The sequence below is a fragment of the Neobacillus driksii genome (genome assembly GCF_013409995.1).
GTDB classification, from domain to species: domain Bacteria; phylum Bacillota; class Bacilli; order Bacillales; family Cytobacillaceae; genus Neobacillus; species Neobacillus driksii.
Map to the genome: position 1 here is coordinate 1 of NZ_JACCBX010000003.1, position 17272 is coordinate 17272.

A 17272-nucleotide genomic window follows, 5' to 3' on the forward strand; every position below is an offset into this window, starting at 1 on the left:
TAAGGACAAATCCTTCCGGCAGGGCGTACGATTTGTCCTCAAGCACCCTTATTAAGGACAAATCCTTCCGGCAGGGCGTACGATTTGTCCTCAAGACACCCTATTAAGGATGAATCCTCCTGGCAGCGCGTGTGTGCATCAGCCCTAAAATAGAATTTACAATATATAAAGGAAAACGGTTGTTCCTACAAAAAATTTGCCGAGAAAGACCCCCTTCCTCGACAATCTGAGCCTCAGTTTCCTGAGACTTTTCAACTCTTTTTAATTGTCTGAACTGATTACTTTATCCCGCTCACGAAATGTTTTTCTTTTTTATATTATTTGGGTGGGATGGCTAAGAACTGGATATAATATAATAATCCGCATTCTACCTGAGGTGAAACGAATGAATCGAAAGCTTGTCCTTTTGCTAAGTTTTCTCTATGTGGCATTTATGGCTATACTATTTTTTCTTTATCGCGCGGAAGGGGAATCTTATAAATCCACCGTTGCCATCGGCGGGATGGTTTGTGGGGCCGTTCCACTTCTCCTAGCCTTATTTACCAAGCTAAAGTTCAATTTGCCAATTGTTATTTCCTATTTACTTTTCTTGGTGGGTTCACAATACTGCGGCTCGATTCTAGGTTGGTATGGTCTTGGCTGGTGGGATACCTTTGTGCACTTCCTTAGCGGTGCTATCCTTGCGTTTGCTGGAATTGCTTTATATGAAAGATTGGTTCATCGTGATGCAGAGGTCGAAATATCCCCTTGGATTATCTTCCTGTTCACCTTATCATTCGCCGCTTTAGGTGGTGTGATATGGGAAATCTATGAGTTTAGCTGTGATCAATTTTTCAATATGACGTTACAAGGCGGCGGAAATGACGATACTATGATTGATTTAATTTCCGATACAGGAGGAGGGCTAATCATTGCCCTTTGGGCGGGGGTGCGAACAAAAATAAGATTAAGGAAAAGTCATCATCAGCCTCAATTATCATAATTTGATTTACATAAAAAAAGCAGTCTAAAAAAATTAATTTTAGATCTGCTTTTTCCTTGTTATACGGGTACTGCAGCGAAAAACTCATCATACAGAGCCTGAACTGCTCTTTTTTCATCAACTTGTTTTACACCGAACATCATGCTAACCTCGGATGAACCTTGATTAATCATTTCGATATTCACTTCTGCCTTCGCTAATGCTTTAGAGGCACGTGCCATTGTTCCGACATTCCGGCGCATTCCTTCACCTACTACCATTATCAGTGAAAGGCTGTGCTGGACTATTACCTCATCGGCATGTAACTCGGACTCTATTCTCCAGATAATTTCATTTTCCATGTCAGGGTCGAGTTGGGCTTCTCTCAAAATGACAGAAACATCATCAATACCTGAAGGTGTGTGTTCATACGACAGTCCATATTCTTCTAAGATACTCAAAAGCTTTCGCCCAAAACCAATTTCTCTATTCATTAAGTATTTGCTAACGTAAATGCTGCAGAATCCTTTATCACTTGCTATTCCTACAACAGGTCCATTCGTATTGTCACGTGTATAGACAATTCGTGTTCCAGGTGCGCTTGGATTGTTCGTGTTCTTAATTTGAACGGGAATACCTGCACGAAAAGCCGGTACAAGTGCCTCATCATGCAGCACTGTAAATCCTGCATAAGATAATTCTCGCATTTCACGGTAGGTTAATTCTTTGATTTCCTTTGGATTATACACCAGATTTGGATTAACAGAAAATACTGCATCGACATCCGTAAAATTCTCATAGAGCGTTGCTTTTATTCCGTTGGCTAAAATCGATCCAGTTATATCGGAGCCGCTTCGTGAGAACGTAAAGACTTCACCTTGTTTACTATAGCCGAAGAATCCTGGAAAAATGATGATTCCTGGAATTTCACGTAATGAATATAACTTTTCATACGATTCAGGTAATACCTGTGCATGGCCTGGCTCATCACTGACAAAAAGCCCTGCTTCCCTCGGATTTACATACGATGCCTCTACACCCTGCTCCTTAAAGTAAGCTGCTACCAATTTAGCGTTATTATCCTCTCCGCTTGCTTTGACGAGATCCATAAACCGGTCAGGCTTACTGCGGTCTCCGTTTAATCTCTCTGATAAATCGTGATGTATTTCACTAATTATCTCATTAGGGAGAGCTAACTCTGCTGCAATGGAGGAATATCTTGACATAACCGCGTTAAACTTTTCAGTTGGATTATTATCTTGTAGACATTGTTCAGCGCACTCTATCAACAAGTCTGTTACCTTCTCATCCTCAGCAAATCTTTTCCCTGGAGCAGACACAACCACTACTTTTCGCTCTGGGTCGGACATCACTATCTGAAAAACTTTTTCAATTTGTGTTCCTGACGCTAAAGAGGATCCCCCAAACTTTACAACCTTCATTACAACATCACCTATCCCAAAAAAGTATACTCTTAATTTTATCTTTATTCAGAAAATAATCAAGTACTTTTTCTCCCTCAAAAATACATTTGTTTTTCCTAGGAGGACAAAACAAAAAAAACAGTAAAATAATTATCCACTGGATAATTTTACTGTTTCACTATTTCAATAAAATGGGAAAGAATTTTAGCAGTTAGTCCCCAAATCGCCTTCTCCTCATAAAGATAAAAATATTCATCGAGAGCCCTTGTCCGCCAATTATAATTTTCGCCGCCAACAATTAAATCAAAGGGAAAGTTCTCCTCAGGCTCCACTTTAAAATGGATATTGTAAATATCAGGGTTGTTTTCCATAAAATACGTTAATGGCACTGTGAATATTTCTCCCACTTCTGCTGGATTTGGCTGGATTTCCTCAGGATTTTTCATCATTGCTGCAAAGGGGTAAATCATCATTCCAAAAGGGGAAATCATGAAGTCAAGCGGATATACCTCCGTTAAGTTCTCTCTGTTTATTCCCAACTCTTCCATTGTTTCTCTAATGGCTGCACTTTTCTCATCTAAATCCTGAGGATCAATTCTGCCCCCTGGGAAACAAATTTCACCAGGCTGTCGTCTTAGCTGGAGTGACCGTACCTCAAACAAGACATGGATTCCATCCTCTTTTTCTATAAGCGGTACCATTACAGCATATCTTGAAAATTTATCACTTCCCAAAATGCTGGGTGTATGATTTTTTAGTTTCGATTGAACAGATTCAAAATTCATGATTTTCACCTCCACCGTAAAAAGTTTATATAACCATACTATCATTTACAATTTATATAATGTTTATCTTATTATGTTTATCCAACAAAAAACAACCCAATACCCTTTAATTGGATTGTTAAAATAAATTATCGCTATTTTTCCACCCATGAAAACATATAATCTTGGTCCTCTAATATATTAGCCGACTTGACCACTTTAAGCGGATGGAAGGTATCAATCATAACGGCTAGTTCCAGTGTTTCTTTTTTTCCAATGCTGGATTCTGTCTTTCCAGGATGAGGACCATGTGGAATACCGCTTGGATGTAGTGTAATCGACTCCAGCTGTACCCCCTTTCGACTCATAAAATTACCTTTTACATAATAGAGTAATTCGTCACTATTCACATTACTATGATAATACGGGGCAGGTATGGCTTCTGGATGGTAGTCAAACAGCCTAGGAACAAAAGAACATACGACAAAGTTGTTTCCCTCAAAAGTTTGATGAACAGGAGGGGGCTGATGAACTCTACCGGTTATGGGTTCAAAATCCTCAACGTTAAAAGCCCAAGGGTAGAGGTAGCCATCCCAGCCGACGACGTCAAAAGGGTGATGTCCTAAAATATGAGAATGAAGCGCCCCGCGAGATTTTGTTACGACCTCAAACTCTCCTTTATCGTCAAAGGTCTCTAGTATTTCCGGACCACGAAAATCACGTTCGCAGAAAGGACTGTGTTCAAGCAGTTGTCCATATTCATTTCGATACCGTCTTGGTGTTGTAATTTTGCTAAAAGATTCTATGAACAACAGCTTAGTTTCTTCCTTCCTATCGGGAATCATTCGAAAAATGGTTCCAATAGGAATTATAAGATAATCGCCTGCTCGATAAGATAAGGTTCCAAACATCGTTTCAAGCTTGCCTGAACCGTAGTGAACAAACAGCATTTCATCTCCATCACCATTACGGTAATAGCTTTTCATTGGTTCATTTACAGAAGCTGTACCAATTAATAAATCCTGATTTCCTAAAATATATTCCCTCGCTCCCAGAGCATCTCCTTTTTTTACCGTTTTGTTTGTTAAAAAAAGTCGGTGCTTTAACGATTTTTGTTCCTCATATTCAGGAATATAGCTGCCAATCAGCGCTGCTTTTACTACTTCTGTTGGCATGTGATGGTGATAGAGAATGGACTGGGTGCCTGAAAAGCCGCGTGTTCCCATTACCTGCTCACGAAAGAGACTGCCATCGTCTTTTTTAAACATGGTATGACGTTTATGAGGAATCCTGCCCATTTGCCGGTAAAACATGATTTCACCTCACTTCAATAATTGAATTCCTTAAAACACCTAATTTATCAATCTCTAATTCTACCTCATCACCCGGCTGCAGCCAGCGATGTACCTCTGTACCGAGTTCAAGGATACATCCTGTTCCAACTGTCCCAGATCCTATTATCTCCCCTGGATAGAGAGTAACACCCGCTGAGGCCCTCTCAATCATTTCTCCGAACGAATAGTAGATATCCTTCATATTCCCTTCAGATAGTAGGCTGCCATTAATCCTAGCCCTCATACTTATGTCAAAACCTTTTCCCGATCTTAATGGATCCATCTCGTCCTTGGTTATAACCCATGGTCCTAATGAGGTTGCAAAGTCCTTTCCCTTTGCAGGTCCTAATCCTACCTTCATTTCCTGTCTTTGAAGATCCCGTGCACTCCAGTCATTAAGAATACAATAACCAAAAATATAATCTTCTGCTTCTTCGGCAGGGATATTTCTCCCCTGCTTTCCAATAATGCAAGAAACTTCAAGTTCAAAATCCAGCCATTTGCATTCTACAGGTTTAATAATCTCCTCTTCAGGTCCCGCGATCGCCAAGTGATTTGAAAAATAAAAAACAGGAATTTGGTACCATTCCGGAATCATTTTTAAACCCCTGTTCGCCCTCGCGGATTTTACATGCTGCTCAAATGCATAGAAATCACGGAAACTTTTTGGATTTGGCAACGGCGCAATTAACCTAACTTGATTTAGTGGATATGCACCTTTATCACCATAGGATAACTGTAAAAGTCCCTTCGTTAATGTCAAATTACTTTCACTTTGCTCAAGAAAGTCGATCATATTTCCTGGCAATTTCCCGTTCGTGGCTTCATGCATATCAATGACAAGGTCAGAATCTAACAGCACACCTGACCTTACTGTTCTATCACTTTTTTCAAAAGTAACGAATTTCATATAGACACCTAGTTTCCTATTTCCTAATAATATCGAACGTTTTCCCTAATGGATTGGTATAAGTATTCCCAGCCATTCTGCCAATAGGCTGCAGTTTTGCAGTATCGATTCGCCCATTCTGCAATAATTCATCCTTAACATGAATATTTAAAACCTTACCTATTACTAGACTCCCCGCGCCCGGTTTGTCACCAAAATCCAACACCTGATAGAGCTCGCACTCCAAATGTACAAGAGATTCCTTTATACGAGGAACTTTCACGATAAGACTAGTCTCTTTCGTTAAGCCAGCTACGTCCAACTCATCCACTTCCGGTTCAAATTCAACCGCACAATCATTCATTTGCTTCGCCATGTTTTCACTGACAATATTAATGACAAATTGCTTCGTATTCTCTATATTTACGAGCGTATCTTTTTTTGCTCCATCCGTTCCCCTTCTCATTGGTGAAAAACAGATCAGCATAGGGTCAGCACATATGGCTGTAAAGAAACTAAAGGGAGCAGCATTGGCGATTCCATTTTCGTCTATGGTTGACACAAACGCTATCGGACGCGGCAGTATGGAGCCAATTAACAGCTTATAGGCGTCTCTCCATTCAAGTGTGTCTGGTGACACTTCCATTCTTCACACCTCTTTCCTTTAAACTCTCTGGAAAAAAGGGAGAAACGATACCTCTCCCTTTTCTTCCTTATGAAGTCTTGGCTCGTTATAAGTTTCCTCTTCGAGCCTGTTCTCTTTCGATTGATTCAAATAATGCCTTGAAATTTCCTTCACCAAATCCCCGCGCACCCTTACGCTGAATGATTTCAATGAATAATGTAGGTCGATCGACGATTGGCTTGGTGAATATTTGCAGCAAGTAGCCCTCATCATCACGATCGACAAGAATGTTTAATTCTCGAAGCTTTTCGATCTCTTCATCAATTTTGCCGATTCGCTGCCCTAAATCCTCATAATAGGTACTTGGTGTATTTAAGAATTCAACTCCATTCTTTTTCAAGGTGGAAACAGTTGAGACAATATCCTCTGTTAATATAGCAAGATGCTGAACACCTGGACCATTATAGAATTCTAAATACTCCTGAATTTGTGATTTGCGTTTCCCTTCGGCTGGTTCATTAATTGGGAACTTAATTCTGCCGCCATTATGCATAACTTTCGACATTAACGCAGAATACTCCGTAGTAATATCTTTATCTGTGAAATGCTTCATTTCTACAAAGCCCATTACTTTAGAATAATATTCCACCCATTCTTCCATTCTCTCAACGTTCCCAACAACATGATCAATCCCAATCAAGCCAGCATCTTCAATAGGCAGATAAACGGAATAAGGGTCAAAACCCGGCATGAAAACACCTTGATAATTCTTGCGTTCTACTAACGTATGGATGGTATCTCCATATGTACCGAGAACGGCTTTTTTAATGGTCCCCTTCTCATCCTTCAGTTCATACGGAGGTACGAGGGCAATACCGCCACGCTCTACAGCAGCATTATATGCCTTAACGACATCATCAACTAATAGTGCAACATCTTTAACACCGTCACCATGATTTTTTACAAACTGAGCAACTCGAGTATCCTCTTTATAGGATCCTGTGAGGACTAGACGGATATTTCTTTGCTTAAGGACATAGGAAACGGTTTCACGATTTCCCGTTTCAAGACCTGAGTAAGCTACAGGCTTAAACCCGAATGCTGTACAGAAAAAATGACAGGCTTGCTTTGCATTACCTGTGTAAATTTCGATATAGTCGACATCCCTAACAGGAAAAAAATCGTTAACAAGTTCTTCGGCTTTTATGCGTTTTTCTTTCATTTATATTCCCCCTATTATCATTTAATTAATAATATTCAGAATATATATTAAGTGATACAGACCTGTCCTCTCAAGAGCAGGGGGTAAAGCAATAACGCTTTTTAGTAATAAAGTGGGCCTGTTGATTTCCGCTCCACCAAGGAAAGCTTCTTTGAATAATCACCGCAGGGACAGGCGGTCTTTGCCTGTCACGAGGCACTTCGCTTTCCGCGGGCGGTCCGGGGAGCCTCCTCAGCGCATAAGCGCCTGCGGGGTCTCCCCTGCCCCGTCCTCCCGCAGGAGTCTTCGTGCCTTCCGCTCCAAACAACAGGGTGCATAATATAAAATTTTCCGTAATACATGTATAAAAAAAAGAAACAACCTTAATAATAGGCTGTTTCTTTTTAGTTTTAGGATAAAACGGCACGGTCGCTGGCCATTTGTACTCCGCGGATTCGTTTAAATTCCTCTAATAATCCTTCTATGGTTAGATCTATTTTGTTTTGTGCATCTACTTCTAATATAATTTGACCTTTATCCATCATGATTAAGCGATTTCCAAGGTCAATGGCTTGCTGCATATTGTGGGTTACCATTAGGGTTGTAAGCTGATATTTAGCCACAATCTCACGCGTAAGATTGGTTATTAGTTCTGCTCTCGATGGATCAAGCGCAGCAGTATGTTCATCAAGCAAAAGTATCGCAGGTTCCGTGAATGTTGCCATTAACAGTGATAATGCCTGCCTTTCTCCTCCAGATAACAGCCCTACCTTTGCACTTAACCGGTTTTCTAAACCAAGATGCAACGATTCAAGTACCTCCCGAAAGTAATCACGTCTCTTTTTCGTAACTCCCCTTCTGAAGGTCCTCGTTTTATTACGTGAGTATGCCATTGCCAAGTTTTCTTCAATTGTCATGCTAGGAGCCGTTCCGGCCATCGGGTCTTGAAAAACACGCCCAATCATTTTCGAACGCTTGAACTCCGACATTGCGGTTACATTCTTGCCGTCAATGTGGATTTCACCCACATCTGGTACTAAAACACCTGAAATGATATTCATTAAGGTCGATTTTCCCGCACCATTACTGCCAATAACGGTTACGAAATCACCTGGTTTTAAAGTAAGATTGATATGGTCAATCGCAATTTTTTCATCAGGAGTTCCTTCATTAAAAATCTTATGAATCTGATTTAAGTGCAGCATGATTCTCACCCTTTCGCTCAGCCGATGCCTGTAACCTGTTCATCTTTTCTTGTCTTCTTTTGGCTTTACGCTTTTTCTCTTTAGAGTGTTCAATTAATTTTGGAGCAGTTAAAGCAATAATAACAATAAGTGCTGTGATTACCTTCATATCGCCAGGGTCTAGGAATTCGACCCTTAGTGCCAATGTAACAACAATACGGTAGATGATGGATCCTCCGATAACCGCAAGAGTCGCTCTAGCAATTGATTTGGTACCAAATAAGGCTTCACCGATAATAACAGAAGCTAACCCAATGACAATCATCCCTATCCCCATGCCTACATCCGCAAATCCACCTTGCTGGGCAATTAAAGCTCCAGAAAAGGCAACCAGTGCATTGGATAACCCAAGTCCAAGGATGGTAAGGAGATTGGTATTGGCAGAGAAACTGCGAATCATTTGTTTATTGTTACCTGTCGCTCTAACAGCAAGACCAATTTCCGTTTGTAGAAATAAATCTGTAAGCCATTTGATTACAAAGGTAACGATAATCATAAAAATTAAAATCCCCCATGTACCAGGAAGACTGTCTCCTAGACCAACCATCGTTAAAAGGCTGTTAAAAAAGGAATCGATACCGAGACTATCGAAAAATTCTCCAATTTTTGTAAAAGATGTTTCTGTATTCAAAAGAGGAATATTAGATCTACCCATGATTCTAAGATTAATAGAATAAAGGGCAATCATCATTAAGATACCAGACAGCAAATTATTAATTTTTCCAAAAGTGTGGAGCAGTCCGGTCATACATCCTGCTGCAAAACCTGCAAATAATGCCAATATTGTGGCCAAAAACGGGTTCATACCACCCGCAATCAATACTGCTGATAGTGCTGCACCTGTAACAAAACTCCCATCTACCGTTAAATCTGGAAAATCCAGAATACGAAAGGAAAGATAGACGCCCAGTGCCATAATCGCGTAGATGATACCTGCTTCAAATGATCCAAATATGGCTGTAAACATTGAGATCATCCTTTCTTTAAGTCTATGTTCTTCATTAATTATTCCTATACAGTTATGAAGGAGTCAGCCATTTTCGGAGCTGACTCCTTACAATAACCTATGAGTTTTATTTTCCTTCGTAAAACTCTCCAAGTTCTTTCCACTCATCTTTTACTTCAAGCCCTTGTGCTTCTGCTGCTTTCTTGTTAATGATAAGTGCTAAGCTGCTTGGTAATTCAACCGGAATTTCACTAGCCTTTTTATTTCCGCTTAGAATTTCAGCGGCCATTAAACCAGATTGATAGCCAAGATCAAAGTATTCGAAGCCACTAGCTGCGACTGCCCCTTTTTTCATTGAATCTAGCTCACCCACAAACAATGGAATCTTTTTGCTGTTTGCAACCGATATGACCGACTCAAGAGCTGAAACTACCGTATTATCTGTAGGAATATAGATGGCATTTACACGGCCAACCAAGGATTCAGCTGCCTGTTTCACTTCAGCAGAGGTTGAGACAGATACTTCCACAAGCTTAGCGCCCTTTGCTTCTGCTAACTTTTTCACTTCTTCCACTTGAACAACAGAATTTTGTTCACCGGAATTATAGATTACGCCAATTTCCTTCGCTTTTACTTCTTCCGTAATAAAGTTAATTGTTTTAGCTGTTCCTTCCGGATGATTATCCGTTGTACCAGTAATATTATCGCCTGGCTGGTCAAATGACTTCACTAAGCCTGCACCCACAGGGTCAGTTACTGATGTAAAGATGATTGGAATCTCTTTCGTTGCATTCAGTGCACTTGTTGCACTTGGTGTTGCATTTGCAAAAATTAGATCCACTTTATCTCCAACAAAATTATCAGCGATTGTTTGAACATTATTCATGTCCGCTTGTGCATTTTGTTCGTCATATTCCACATTAATGCCTTTATCCTTTAAAGCCTTTTTAAACCCTTCTGTTGCTGCATCCAATGAAGGATGGGCTGCAAATTGGCTTATCCCAACTTTAAATACCTTTTCCCCGTCTTTTTCCGCTCCCCCTGATGATTCCTTACTGCCACACCCCGCAAGCATGATCATTCCTGCAAGAGCAACAGACAATACTTTTGCACCTTTTTTCATTTTTACATCCCCCAGTTTTTACATTTAATTTTCTAAAAATTTATTATATTATAAAAGTTATTCTAGTATTTTTTCATAGTAAAAGTCAATAGAATTACATTAATTTATTTTTCTGCTTTAAAGCGACAAATTTCTTCATTCTGTTTTAATGGACATTTTTTATCACTATATATAAAAAAAGCCCTCGATTTTCCGAGAGCTTTTATCTAGTACCTAGCTATTTATCTTGACCAATTTTCAGTTTGAGCTAATAATTTATCAATTTCTATTTTTTTTAATTTTTTTGTGATTTTCTCAGATGTTAGATTTTCTGTAGATTCTAGTAACTTATCAATATCAATCATTGTTGTTTTCATTATCTAACCTCCATTGTTTATTTACCACAGTATTCGTACCATAGTAATCTTTTGTGGGGGTACAAGAAAAAGAATAACCCGAATGGTCAAGTCCCTATGTCTGTTGTTAGTATAGGTATGCTAATATTCATTGATTATTCACAATTATTAGTTTTATCGGCATTTGTATTTTATTGTGTGGTTGGGGAATGTTGAATGGTTGTTTTTTCAATTCTTTGTACAAACTAATCCTAATTGGGAGGTAAGACAAATTGAAAATTAAAATTGTGGTAAGTTTTTTTATCTTTTCACTGTTACTATCCGCTGCATGGTTCCTGGACCAGCAACAAAATGGTCTGGAATTTAATAAGAGGAGCTCCCATTTAAATAGGCTCAATATAGTTCCTATGAATAATGATATAACTCCGCTGAATACAAATGTAAGCACTGAGAACTCTAATGTACATTGGAAATTATACATGCCATTTAGACCAAGGGAATATGTTCGGATTATAGCCCCATCCTAAGTATGGAAAATTAGCAACTCGTTATGTAAAAAGTGTTCCAAACGATTATTCGGAACACTTTTATTATCATTTTAATCTACAGATGACTTTTCCAATACCTTTTTATTATATTCTTTCAAGTCATCTCTTACACTTTTATCCCAAAGTTTTACTCCTGAATTATAGGCTGCCCTGTTAATTAAATGACCGGAAATGGGGGAAGTCATAAAGAGGAAGACAATTCCTAAAATCAGCCTAGAATTAAAATGACCTTCAAGCGCATAAAAGTAAAGAAAAGTTCCCAATAGGATAGACATTACCCCTAATGTAGCAGCTTTTGAGGCGGCATGGTTTCTCGTATATACATCAGGGAGTCTAATCACTCCAATTGTAGCAATGAGGCAAAATAGGGATCCAACTAAGATAAAGAATCCAATGAAAAAATCAATGATTACGCTCACGTTCGATAATAACCCCCTTTTCCAAATACTTAGCAAACGCCACTGTTCCAATAAAAGCAAGAATTCCAATTAAAAGAATGATTTCGAGAAAAGCATGAGAATTTAAAACAATTGATATCAATGCTGTAATGGCAACAAGATTCACACCAATAGCATCTAATGCAATCACTCGGTCTGCAACACTAGGACCTTTTATAACCCGATAAATTAATCCAAGCATCGAAATGGAGCAGAATACCAAAGCTAAACGAATCATGATATCAATCATTAGCTGCTCACCTCCAAAATAGCCTTTTCAAAGGAATTCTTAATACTGTTAATCTCGTCTTCTATTTCCCCAATATTCATCGCATGAATAAAAAGGGTTTTATTATCTTCTGAAACATCAATGACTAAAGTACCTGGCGTTAATGTTATTAAACTTGAGAGTAAAGTGATTTGCCAATCCTTCGTTAAAACTGTGTCCATTGCAAAAATGGCTGGCCTCATATCTAATTTAGGTTTTAATACAATTTTTACAATGGCTATATTGGACAAAATGAGTTCCTTAATAAAAATAAAAATCAGCTTTATAAAGGACCATAATCGAAATAAATAAAAACGGCTATGGGAGTAACGTCTGAACACAAATATGACAAGAAGTCCAAAAATATAGCCTTTTATAAAACTAATCGGATCATATGAAACCTTAATAAACATCCATAAAAAGGCTAACACCACATTCAATAAAATTTGAAATGCCAAAACTTATTCACTCCTTTAAGACAGCATCAATATATAAATTGGGATTTATTAAGGTATGTGCTGCCTGAGTAATATACGGCAATATAGATTCAGTACCAATTCCGTAAAAAGCAGAAATTACTACTAAAATAACAGGAGCAATAAGCAATTGTTTTACAGGTGCTTTTTCCTCACCACTGTATATGCGGTCCTTTCCCCAAAAACCGTTAATAAAGATTTTCATAACTGAAAAAAGAACGAGTAAACTGGACATCAATGTAATGAAGCCGCCAATAAAACTCTCTCCCTCAAATCCTCCTTGCACAATAAGGAGCTTTCCAACAAAACCACTCAATGGCGGAATTCCTGCTAGAGCTAATGAAGCGATAAAGAAAGTCCAGCCAAGTCCTGGATATCGGGTAATTAGCCCGCTCATATTTCTTAAGTTACTAGTTCCGGTAATCTTAATAACAATTCCTATTAGTAGAAATAATGCTGCTTTAATAATCATATCGTGAATCAAATAGTACACAGCACCTGATATCGAAGCGATGTTCATGACAGAAACCCCATACAAAATTACACCTACAGCGATGATGATATTATAAATAATAATGTTTTTGATATCCCAGTAAGCAATTGCTCCAATAACACCGAAAACAATGGACAAAATCGCTAGAATGGATAGAATACCAAAAGCTTCTATATCATGATAAAAGAAAAGCGTATAGGTTCTTGTAATCGAGTAAACTCCTACTTTTGTCAATAAAGCACCGAAAAGTGCCAATACAGGCGTAGGTGGTGCGTAATAGGATCCTGGCATCCAAAAGTAGAGCGGGAAAATGGCTCCTTTTAATCCAAAAACGATTAAAAACAAGACAGCAATAACTGTTAATATCCCTGGCATCCCATTTACACTAATTTCATTGATTCGACTAGAAATATGAGCCATATTTAAGGTGCCGACTACGGAATATAAGTAGGCAACCGCAATAACAAATAATGCCGATGATATGACATTGACAAGTAAATATTTAATGGATTCTCTAAGTTGTATCTTAGTTCCTCCAAGTACTAACAAAACATAGGAGGACATAAGCATAACCTCAAAGAATACAAAAAGGTTAAAGATATCCCCTGTTGTAAAAGCTCCGTTCACTCCAACTAATAAAAAGTTAAAAACAGCATAGTAGTAATATTTTTCACGTTCTTCTCCAATCGATTTAAAGGAGTAAATTAAACAAACAAACGAAATAAGGCTAGTTGTAAGTACTAAAAGTGCTGAAAACATGTCAGATACTAAAGTAATCCCGAATGGAGCGTCCCAGCTACTCATATTAAGAAATTGTATCCCATCAGTGCGTACCTTTTGTACAATTAATCCAGCAGCAATCATTGTACTTATTGAAGAAATGGTTGCTACAACGCGCTGACCTGTGATTCTTTTATTTAGAAAAATCAAAATTACCCCAGTAAATAAGGGGATTAAAATAGGTAAAATGATTAAGTTAGTCATCTTTTTCGGTTCCCCTCATTTCTTCCACATTATCAGTCCCCAGCTCTTGATAGGTTCGATAAGCCAATACTAAGAAAAACGCTGTTACTCCAAAGCTGATTACAATCGCTGTTAATATTAAGGCCTGAGGCAGTGGATCTGTATAATTCTCCGCATTTCCCCCTAAAATAGGAGCAGCTCCTCGTTTCAAACCACCCATCGTTAGAATAAGAAGATGAGCACCATGGCTTAATAGTCCAGTACCGACGATAATACGTAATAGACTTTTTGAAAGCATTAGATAGGTGGCGGTCATAAATAGAATTCCAATTACAAATGCCATTAAGATTTCCATTATTCATCCTCCCCTATCGTTTGAATAATGGTCATTGTCACTCCGACAACAACAAAGTACACTCCTAAATCAAAAAGCGTTGCAGTATGAAGAGATAATTCACCAAGAAGCGGTAAGTGAACATCACCAAATGCATGTGTTAAAAACGGAACATTAAATAAAAGAGATCCCGCACTTGTTCCAATTGCAAATAGCAGCCCGATCGCCGTGAGAATCCGGTAGTTTACTGGCAGTAATTCCTCAACCGTTTTAATATCATACGTAATTAATAAGAGTACAATCGCCCCGGCGGTCATGAGTCCTCCAATAAATCCACCACCGGGGTAATAATGTCCTGCTGTAAAAATATAGACTGAGTACAGGACAATAAAGAAAAGAAGAACTTTTATCGCTGTTTCAAGTATGAGATTGTTTGTTTTTCTCATTCTTCTTTCCTCCTGTTCAATCTTAATTTGATCATGCTATAGATTCCTAACGAAGCAATGGCTAATACGGTAATTTCAAAGAGTGTATCAAAGCCTCGGAAGTCTACTAGAATGACGTTTACCATATTCTTGCCAGCAGCCTCTGTATACGTATTCTCCACATAGTACTGTGATATTGAGTCAAATAATTTATTACTGTGAGCCGAAAGTGCGATTAGGGTTACCATTACACCTACCCCAACGGAGATAAGCGCATTCGTAAATCTAAATCTCATTCTTGTCTCAAACCTTCTCAATTTAGGTAAATGATAGAAGCACACCAAGAATAACGCGACCGAAATCGTTTCAATAACAAGCTGAGTTAGGGCTAAATCCGGTGCTCTAAAAAGAACATAGAATAAAGAAACCGTATAGCCAACAGCACCAAGCAGAATGATAGAAGTCATTCTTGATTTAGCAAAAAGAATGCAAATCGATGCCAGGACAACAAGAATGGCTAAGGCGACCTCGTAAACTCCTATCGAGGATACATTGCTTGTATCAAACGTAAAGGCATTCTTTCCAATTAGTGTAGCTGCAAGAATAACAATAAAGAATGTAAATATATACACGAGATATGACCTTATGGATCCATTCATATAGGTATTGGTTACCTTATAGGGGACTGATTGCATACCTTCTATTAAGAAGTCATAAAATCGATTAAGAGCCAGTTTCTCTGGAACCGCCTTATAAATTTTTTTCCATTTAGCATGTGTTTTAAAAAGAATAATTCCTAAAATTATTACACCGAGTGTCATGAACAGTTCAATGTTGGGTCCATGCCAGAATGAAATGTGAACCATAAATTCTTCTCCCGCCTCTAGTAGACTCGGAAGAATCGAAGCCATCGCTGGTGAGATGAGACTATCAGATAAAAGATTTGGGAAAAAACCGAAAATAATCACAAGAGAAACTAATATAACTGGTGAAATTAGTAAACCCATTGGAGCTTCATGTGGTTTTTTATCAAGTTTGTCCGGCTGATACTTACCAGTAAATGTTTTAAAAACAAGAATCATGCTATAAACAAAAGTAAAGATGCTGGCAATCCAAGCAAGCACCGGGAATAATATCCCCCATGTATTAAGATTAAATAGATCCATCTCCGTCACATGTACCATCGCTGTAAAAAACATCTCTTTACTTAAGAACCCATTAAATGGTGGAAGTCCTGCCATTGAGAATGCACCAATAATAGAAGTGGTAAACGTAATCGGCATAAAATGCATTAACCCACCCAATTTACGAATATCCCTTGTCCCTGTTTCATGGTCGATGATTCCAGCTGCCATGAACAGGCTACCTTTAAAGGTTGCATGATTGACTAAGTGGAAAATAGCAGCCGTTACAGCTACCGTATAGATGTTTTCATCCAAAAATTCATAATGCAGAGCTGCAGCTCCAGCACCTAGCAATGACATAATAAGACCTAATTGGCTGACGGTAGAAAAAGCTAAAATTGCCTTTAAATCAGTCTGTTTCACCGCAAATATGGAACCCCATACCAAGGTAAGTATCCCGACACTTGTTACTAGCAAAAACCAAAGAAAATGTTCTCCGAATACCGGAGTAAATCGTGCTACTAAATATATTCCTGCCTTGACCATCGTTGCAGAGTGTAAGTAAGCACTCACGGGTGTAGGAGCTTCCATGGCATCCGGAAGCCAAATATAGAATGGGAATTGAGCAGATTTTGTAAACGCACCAAGTAAAATACAAACTAGTGCAGGATCAAATAATGCGTTGTTAAATATAGCATTCGCCTGAGATATCAATTCTGTAACACTAAAGGTTCCGGTCATAATGTAGAGAAGGATAATTCCTCCTAGCATGGCGAGGCCGCCAAATACCGTTATAAGCATCGACTTTTGTGCACCATACCGAGATTTATCTCGTTCGTACCAGTAACCAATTAAAAGAAAAGATGAAAAGCTTGTTAGCTCCCAAAATCCATACATTACAATTAAGTTATCCGATAAGACAACTCCAAGCATGGCACCCATGAAGAGAAGTAAATATACATAAAAGTGGTTGAGCTTCTCTTTATTCTTTGCTAGATAATAGATGGAATAAAGCACAACCAAGGCCCCAATCCCAGTGATTAGCAGGGCAAATAAAAGCCCAAGTCCATCGACTTTTGCAGTAAATTTAATCCCTAAAGACGGGATCCAGTTAATCATTTCAATTAATGATCTCCCCCTCATCGTTTCCGGTAGGAAAGTGAGGAAATAGACGAACAATACAATAGGTATCGGCAGCACAAACCATCCTGCATGTATATGACGAAATATTCTGTAAAATAGCGGAATAAAAATAGAAAGAACCAATGGCGCTAAAATCGCTAAGTGTAGAGAAGACATACCAAAACCTCCTTATTTCTGAGTTACCAACCCTTTGATTGTCAGTTAACTATAGTTTT

At 38.5% G+C, this 17272-nt stretch carries 18 protein-coding genes; 1 reads left to right on the forward strand and 17 read right to left on the reverse strand.

What is annotated here, in order from left to right; genetic code table 11:
• Nucleotides 1-385 precede the first annotated feature (385 nt).
• Nucleotides 386-982, forward strand: a complete 597-nt coding sequence (locus tag F4694_RS06160) for a hypothetical protein (protein ID WP_179596034.1) — start codon at nt 386-388, stop codon at nt 980-982.
• Between the two features lie 59 nt (nt 983-1041).
• On the opposite strand, the gene F4694_RS06165 is transcribed toward F4694_RS06160, so the two are convergent.
• The 17 genes from F4694_RS06165 to F4694_RS06240 form a co-directional block, all read right to left on the reverse strand.
• On the reverse strand, nt 1042-2403 hold the full coding sequence (locus F4694_RS06165) for an aspartate kinase (RefSeq protein ID WP_179596035.1): 1362 nt from the start codon (nt 2401-2403) through the stop codon (nt 1042-1044).
• 149 nt (nt 2404-2552) lie between these two features.
• Nucleotides 2553-3170: an NUDIX hydrolase gene (locus F4694_RS06170; protein ID WP_179596036.1), complete on the reverse strand. Its 618-nt coding sequence runs from the start codon at nt 3168-3170 to the stop codon at nt 2553-2555.
• Between the two features lie 134 nt (nt 3171-3304).
• Nucleotides 3305-4462: a homogentisate 1,2-dioxygenase gene (locus F4694_RS06175; protein WP_179596037.1), complete on the reverse strand. Its 1158-nt coding sequence runs from the start codon at nt 4460-4462 to the stop codon at nt 3305-3307.
• A gap of 4 nt (nt 4463-4466) precedes the next feature.
• Nucleotides 4467-5393, reverse strand: coding sequence for a fumarylacetoacetate hydrolase family protein (locus tag F4694_RS06180; protein WP_179596038.1), 927 nt, complete (start codon nt 5391-5393; stop codon nt 4467-4469).
• Between the two features lie 16 nt (nt 5394-5409).
• Nucleotides 5410-6018 (reverse strand): flavin reductase family protein, encoded by a 609-nt coding sequence (locus tag F4694_RS06185; protein ID WP_179596039.1) that lies wholly within the window; start codon nt 6016-6018, stop codon nt 5410-5412.
• A gap of 85 nt (nt 6019-6103) precedes the next feature.
• Nucleotides 6104-7219, reverse strand: coding sequence for a 4-hydroxyphenylpyruvate dioxygenase (gene hppD, locus F4694_RS06190; protein WP_179596040.1), 1116 nt, complete (start codon nt 7217-7219; stop codon nt 6104-6106).
• A gap of 389 nt (nt 7220-7608) precedes the next feature.
• Nucleotides 7609-8403: an ABC transporter ATP-binding protein gene (locus tag F4694_RS06195; RefSeq protein WP_179596041.1), complete on the reverse strand. Its 795-nt coding sequence runs from the start codon at nt 8401-8403 to the stop codon at nt 7609-7611.
• On the reverse strand, nt 8378-9409 hold the full coding sequence (locus F4694_RS06200; protein WP_179596042.1) for an ABC transporter permease: 1032 nt from the start codon (nt 9407-9409) through the stop codon (nt 8378-8380). Before F4694_RS06200 ends, F4694_RS06195 begins: the two co-directional genes overlap by 26 nt.
• 106 nt (nt 9410-9515) lie before the next feature.
• Nucleotides 9516-10511 (reverse strand): ABC transporter substrate-binding protein, encoded by a 996-nt coding sequence (locus tag F4694_RS06205; RefSeq protein WP_179596043.1) that lies wholly within the window; start codon nt 10509-10511, stop codon nt 9516-9518.
• Between the two features lie 221 nt (nt 10512-10732).
• Entirely contained in the window at nt 10733-10867 is a 135-nt protein-coding gene (locus F4694_RS32065; protein ID WP_257029157.1) for a hypothetical protein, read from the reverse strand.
• A gap of 577 nt (nt 10868-11444) precedes the next feature.
• A complete protein-coding gene (mnhG, locus tag F4694_RS06210; RefSeq protein WP_179596044.1) occupies nt 11445-11813 on the reverse strand; it encodes a monovalent cation/H(+) antiporter subunit G in 369 nt (122 codons plus the stop codon).
• On the reverse strand, nt 11797-12081 hold the full coding sequence (locus tag F4694_RS06215) for a Na(+)/H(+) antiporter subunit F1 (RefSeq protein ID WP_179596045.1): 285 nt from the start codon (nt 12079-12081) through the stop codon (nt 11797-11799). Before F4694_RS06215 ends, mnhG begins: the two co-directional genes overlap by 17 nt.
• A complete protein-coding gene (locus F4694_RS06220; protein ID WP_179596046.1) occupies nt 12081-12557 on the reverse strand; it encodes a Na+/H+ antiporter subunit E in 477 nt (158 codons plus the stop codon). The genes F4694_RS06215 and F4694_RS06220 overlap by 1 nt, the downstream gene beginning before the upstream one ends.
• Before the next feature lie 7 nt (nt 12558-12564).
• Complete coding sequence (locus tag F4694_RS06225) at nt 12565-14052, reverse strand: Na+/H+ antiporter subunit D (RefSeq protein ID WP_179596047.1); 1488 nt, start codon at nt 14050-14052, stop codon at nt 12565-12567.
• Nucleotides 14045-14386 carry a Na(+)/H(+) antiporter subunit C gene (locus tag F4694_RS06230; protein ID WP_179596048.1) on the reverse strand — a complete coding sequence of 114 codons (342 nt, stop codon included), beginning with the start codon at nt 14384-14386 and terminating at the stop codon, nt 14045-14047. Before F4694_RS06230 ends, F4694_RS06225 begins: the two co-directional genes overlap by 8 nt.
• Nucleotides 14386-14811 carry a Na(+)/H(+) antiporter subunit B gene (locus F4694_RS06235; RefSeq protein ID WP_179596049.1) on the reverse strand — a complete coding sequence of 142 codons (426 nt, stop codon included), beginning with the start codon at nt 14809-14811 and terminating at the stop codon, nt 14386-14388. The genes F4694_RS06230 and F4694_RS06235 overlap by 1 nt, the downstream gene beginning before the upstream one ends.
• Nucleotides 14808-17213, reverse strand: a complete 2406-nt coding sequence (locus tag F4694_RS06240; protein ID WP_179596050.1) for a Na+/H+ antiporter subunit A — start codon at nt 17211-17213, stop codon at nt 14808-14810. The genes F4694_RS06235 and F4694_RS06240 overlap by 4 nt, the downstream gene beginning before the upstream one ends.
• Between the last annotated feature and the right edge of the window lie 59 nt (nt 17214-17272).

Bases quoted from the DNA above. Each gene is read 5' to 3' on its own strand.
- F4694_RS06160 (WP_179596034.1), top strand. From the start codon at position 386: ATGAATCGAAAGCTTGTCCTTTTGCTAAGTTTTCTCTATGTGGCATTT.
- F4694_RS06165 (WP_179596035.1), bottom strand. From the start codon at position 2,403: ATGAAGGTTGTAAAGTTTGGGGGATCCTCTTTAGCGTCAGGAACACAA.
- F4694_RS06170 (WP_179596036.1), bottom strand. From the start codon at position 3,170: ATGAATTTTGAATCTGTTCAATCGAAACTAAAAAATCATACACCCAGC.
- F4694_RS06175 (WP_179596037.1), bottom strand. From the start codon at position 4,462: ATGTTTTACCGGCAAATGGGCAGGATTCCTCATAAACGTCATACCATG.
- F4694_RS06180 (WP_179596038.1), bottom strand. From the start codon at position 5,393: ATGAAATTCGTTACTTTTGAAAAAAGTGATAGAACAGTAAGGTCAGGT.
- F4694_RS06185 (WP_179596039.1), bottom strand. From the start codon at position 6,018: ATGGAAGTGTCACCAGACACACTTGAATGGAGAGACGCCTATAAGCTG.
- hppD (WP_179596040.1), bottom strand. From the start codon at position 7,219: ATGAAAGAAAAACGCATAAAAGCCGAAGAACTTGTTAACGATTTTTTT.
- F4694_RS06195 (WP_179596041.1), bottom strand. From the start codon at position 8,403: ATGCTGCACTTAAATCAGATTCATAAGATTTTTAATGAAGGAACTCCT.
- F4694_RS06200 (WP_179596042.1), bottom strand. From the start codon at position 9,409: ATGTTTACAGCCATATTTGGATCATTTGAAGCAGGTATCATCTACGCG.
- F4694_RS06205 (WP_179596043.1), bottom strand. From the start codon at position 10,511: ATGAAAAAAGGTGCAAAAGTATTGTCTGTTGCTCTTGCAGGAATGATC.
- F4694_RS32065 (WP_257029157.1), bottom strand. From the start codon at position 10,867: ATGAAAACAACAATGATTGATATTGATAAGTTACTAGAATCTACAGAA.
- F4694_RS06215 (WP_179596045.1), bottom strand. From the start codon at position 12,081: ATGATTGATATCATGATTCGTTTAGCTTTGGTATTCTGCTCCATTTCG.
- F4694_RS06225 (WP_179596047.1), bottom strand. From the start codon at position 14,052: ATGACTAACTTAATCATTTTACCTATTTTAATCCCCTTATTTACTGGG.
- F4694_RS06230 (WP_179596048.1), bottom strand. From the start codon at position 14,386: ATGGAAATCTTAATGGCATTTGTAATTGGAATTCTATTTATGACCGCC.
- F4694_RS06235 (WP_179596049.1), bottom strand. From the start codon at position 14,811: ATGAGAAAAACAAACAATCTCATACTTGAAACAGCGATAAAAGTTCTT.
- F4694_RS06240 (WP_179596050.1), bottom strand. From the start codon at position 17,213: ATGTCTTCTCTACACTTAGCGATTTTAGCGCCATTGGTTCTTTCTATT.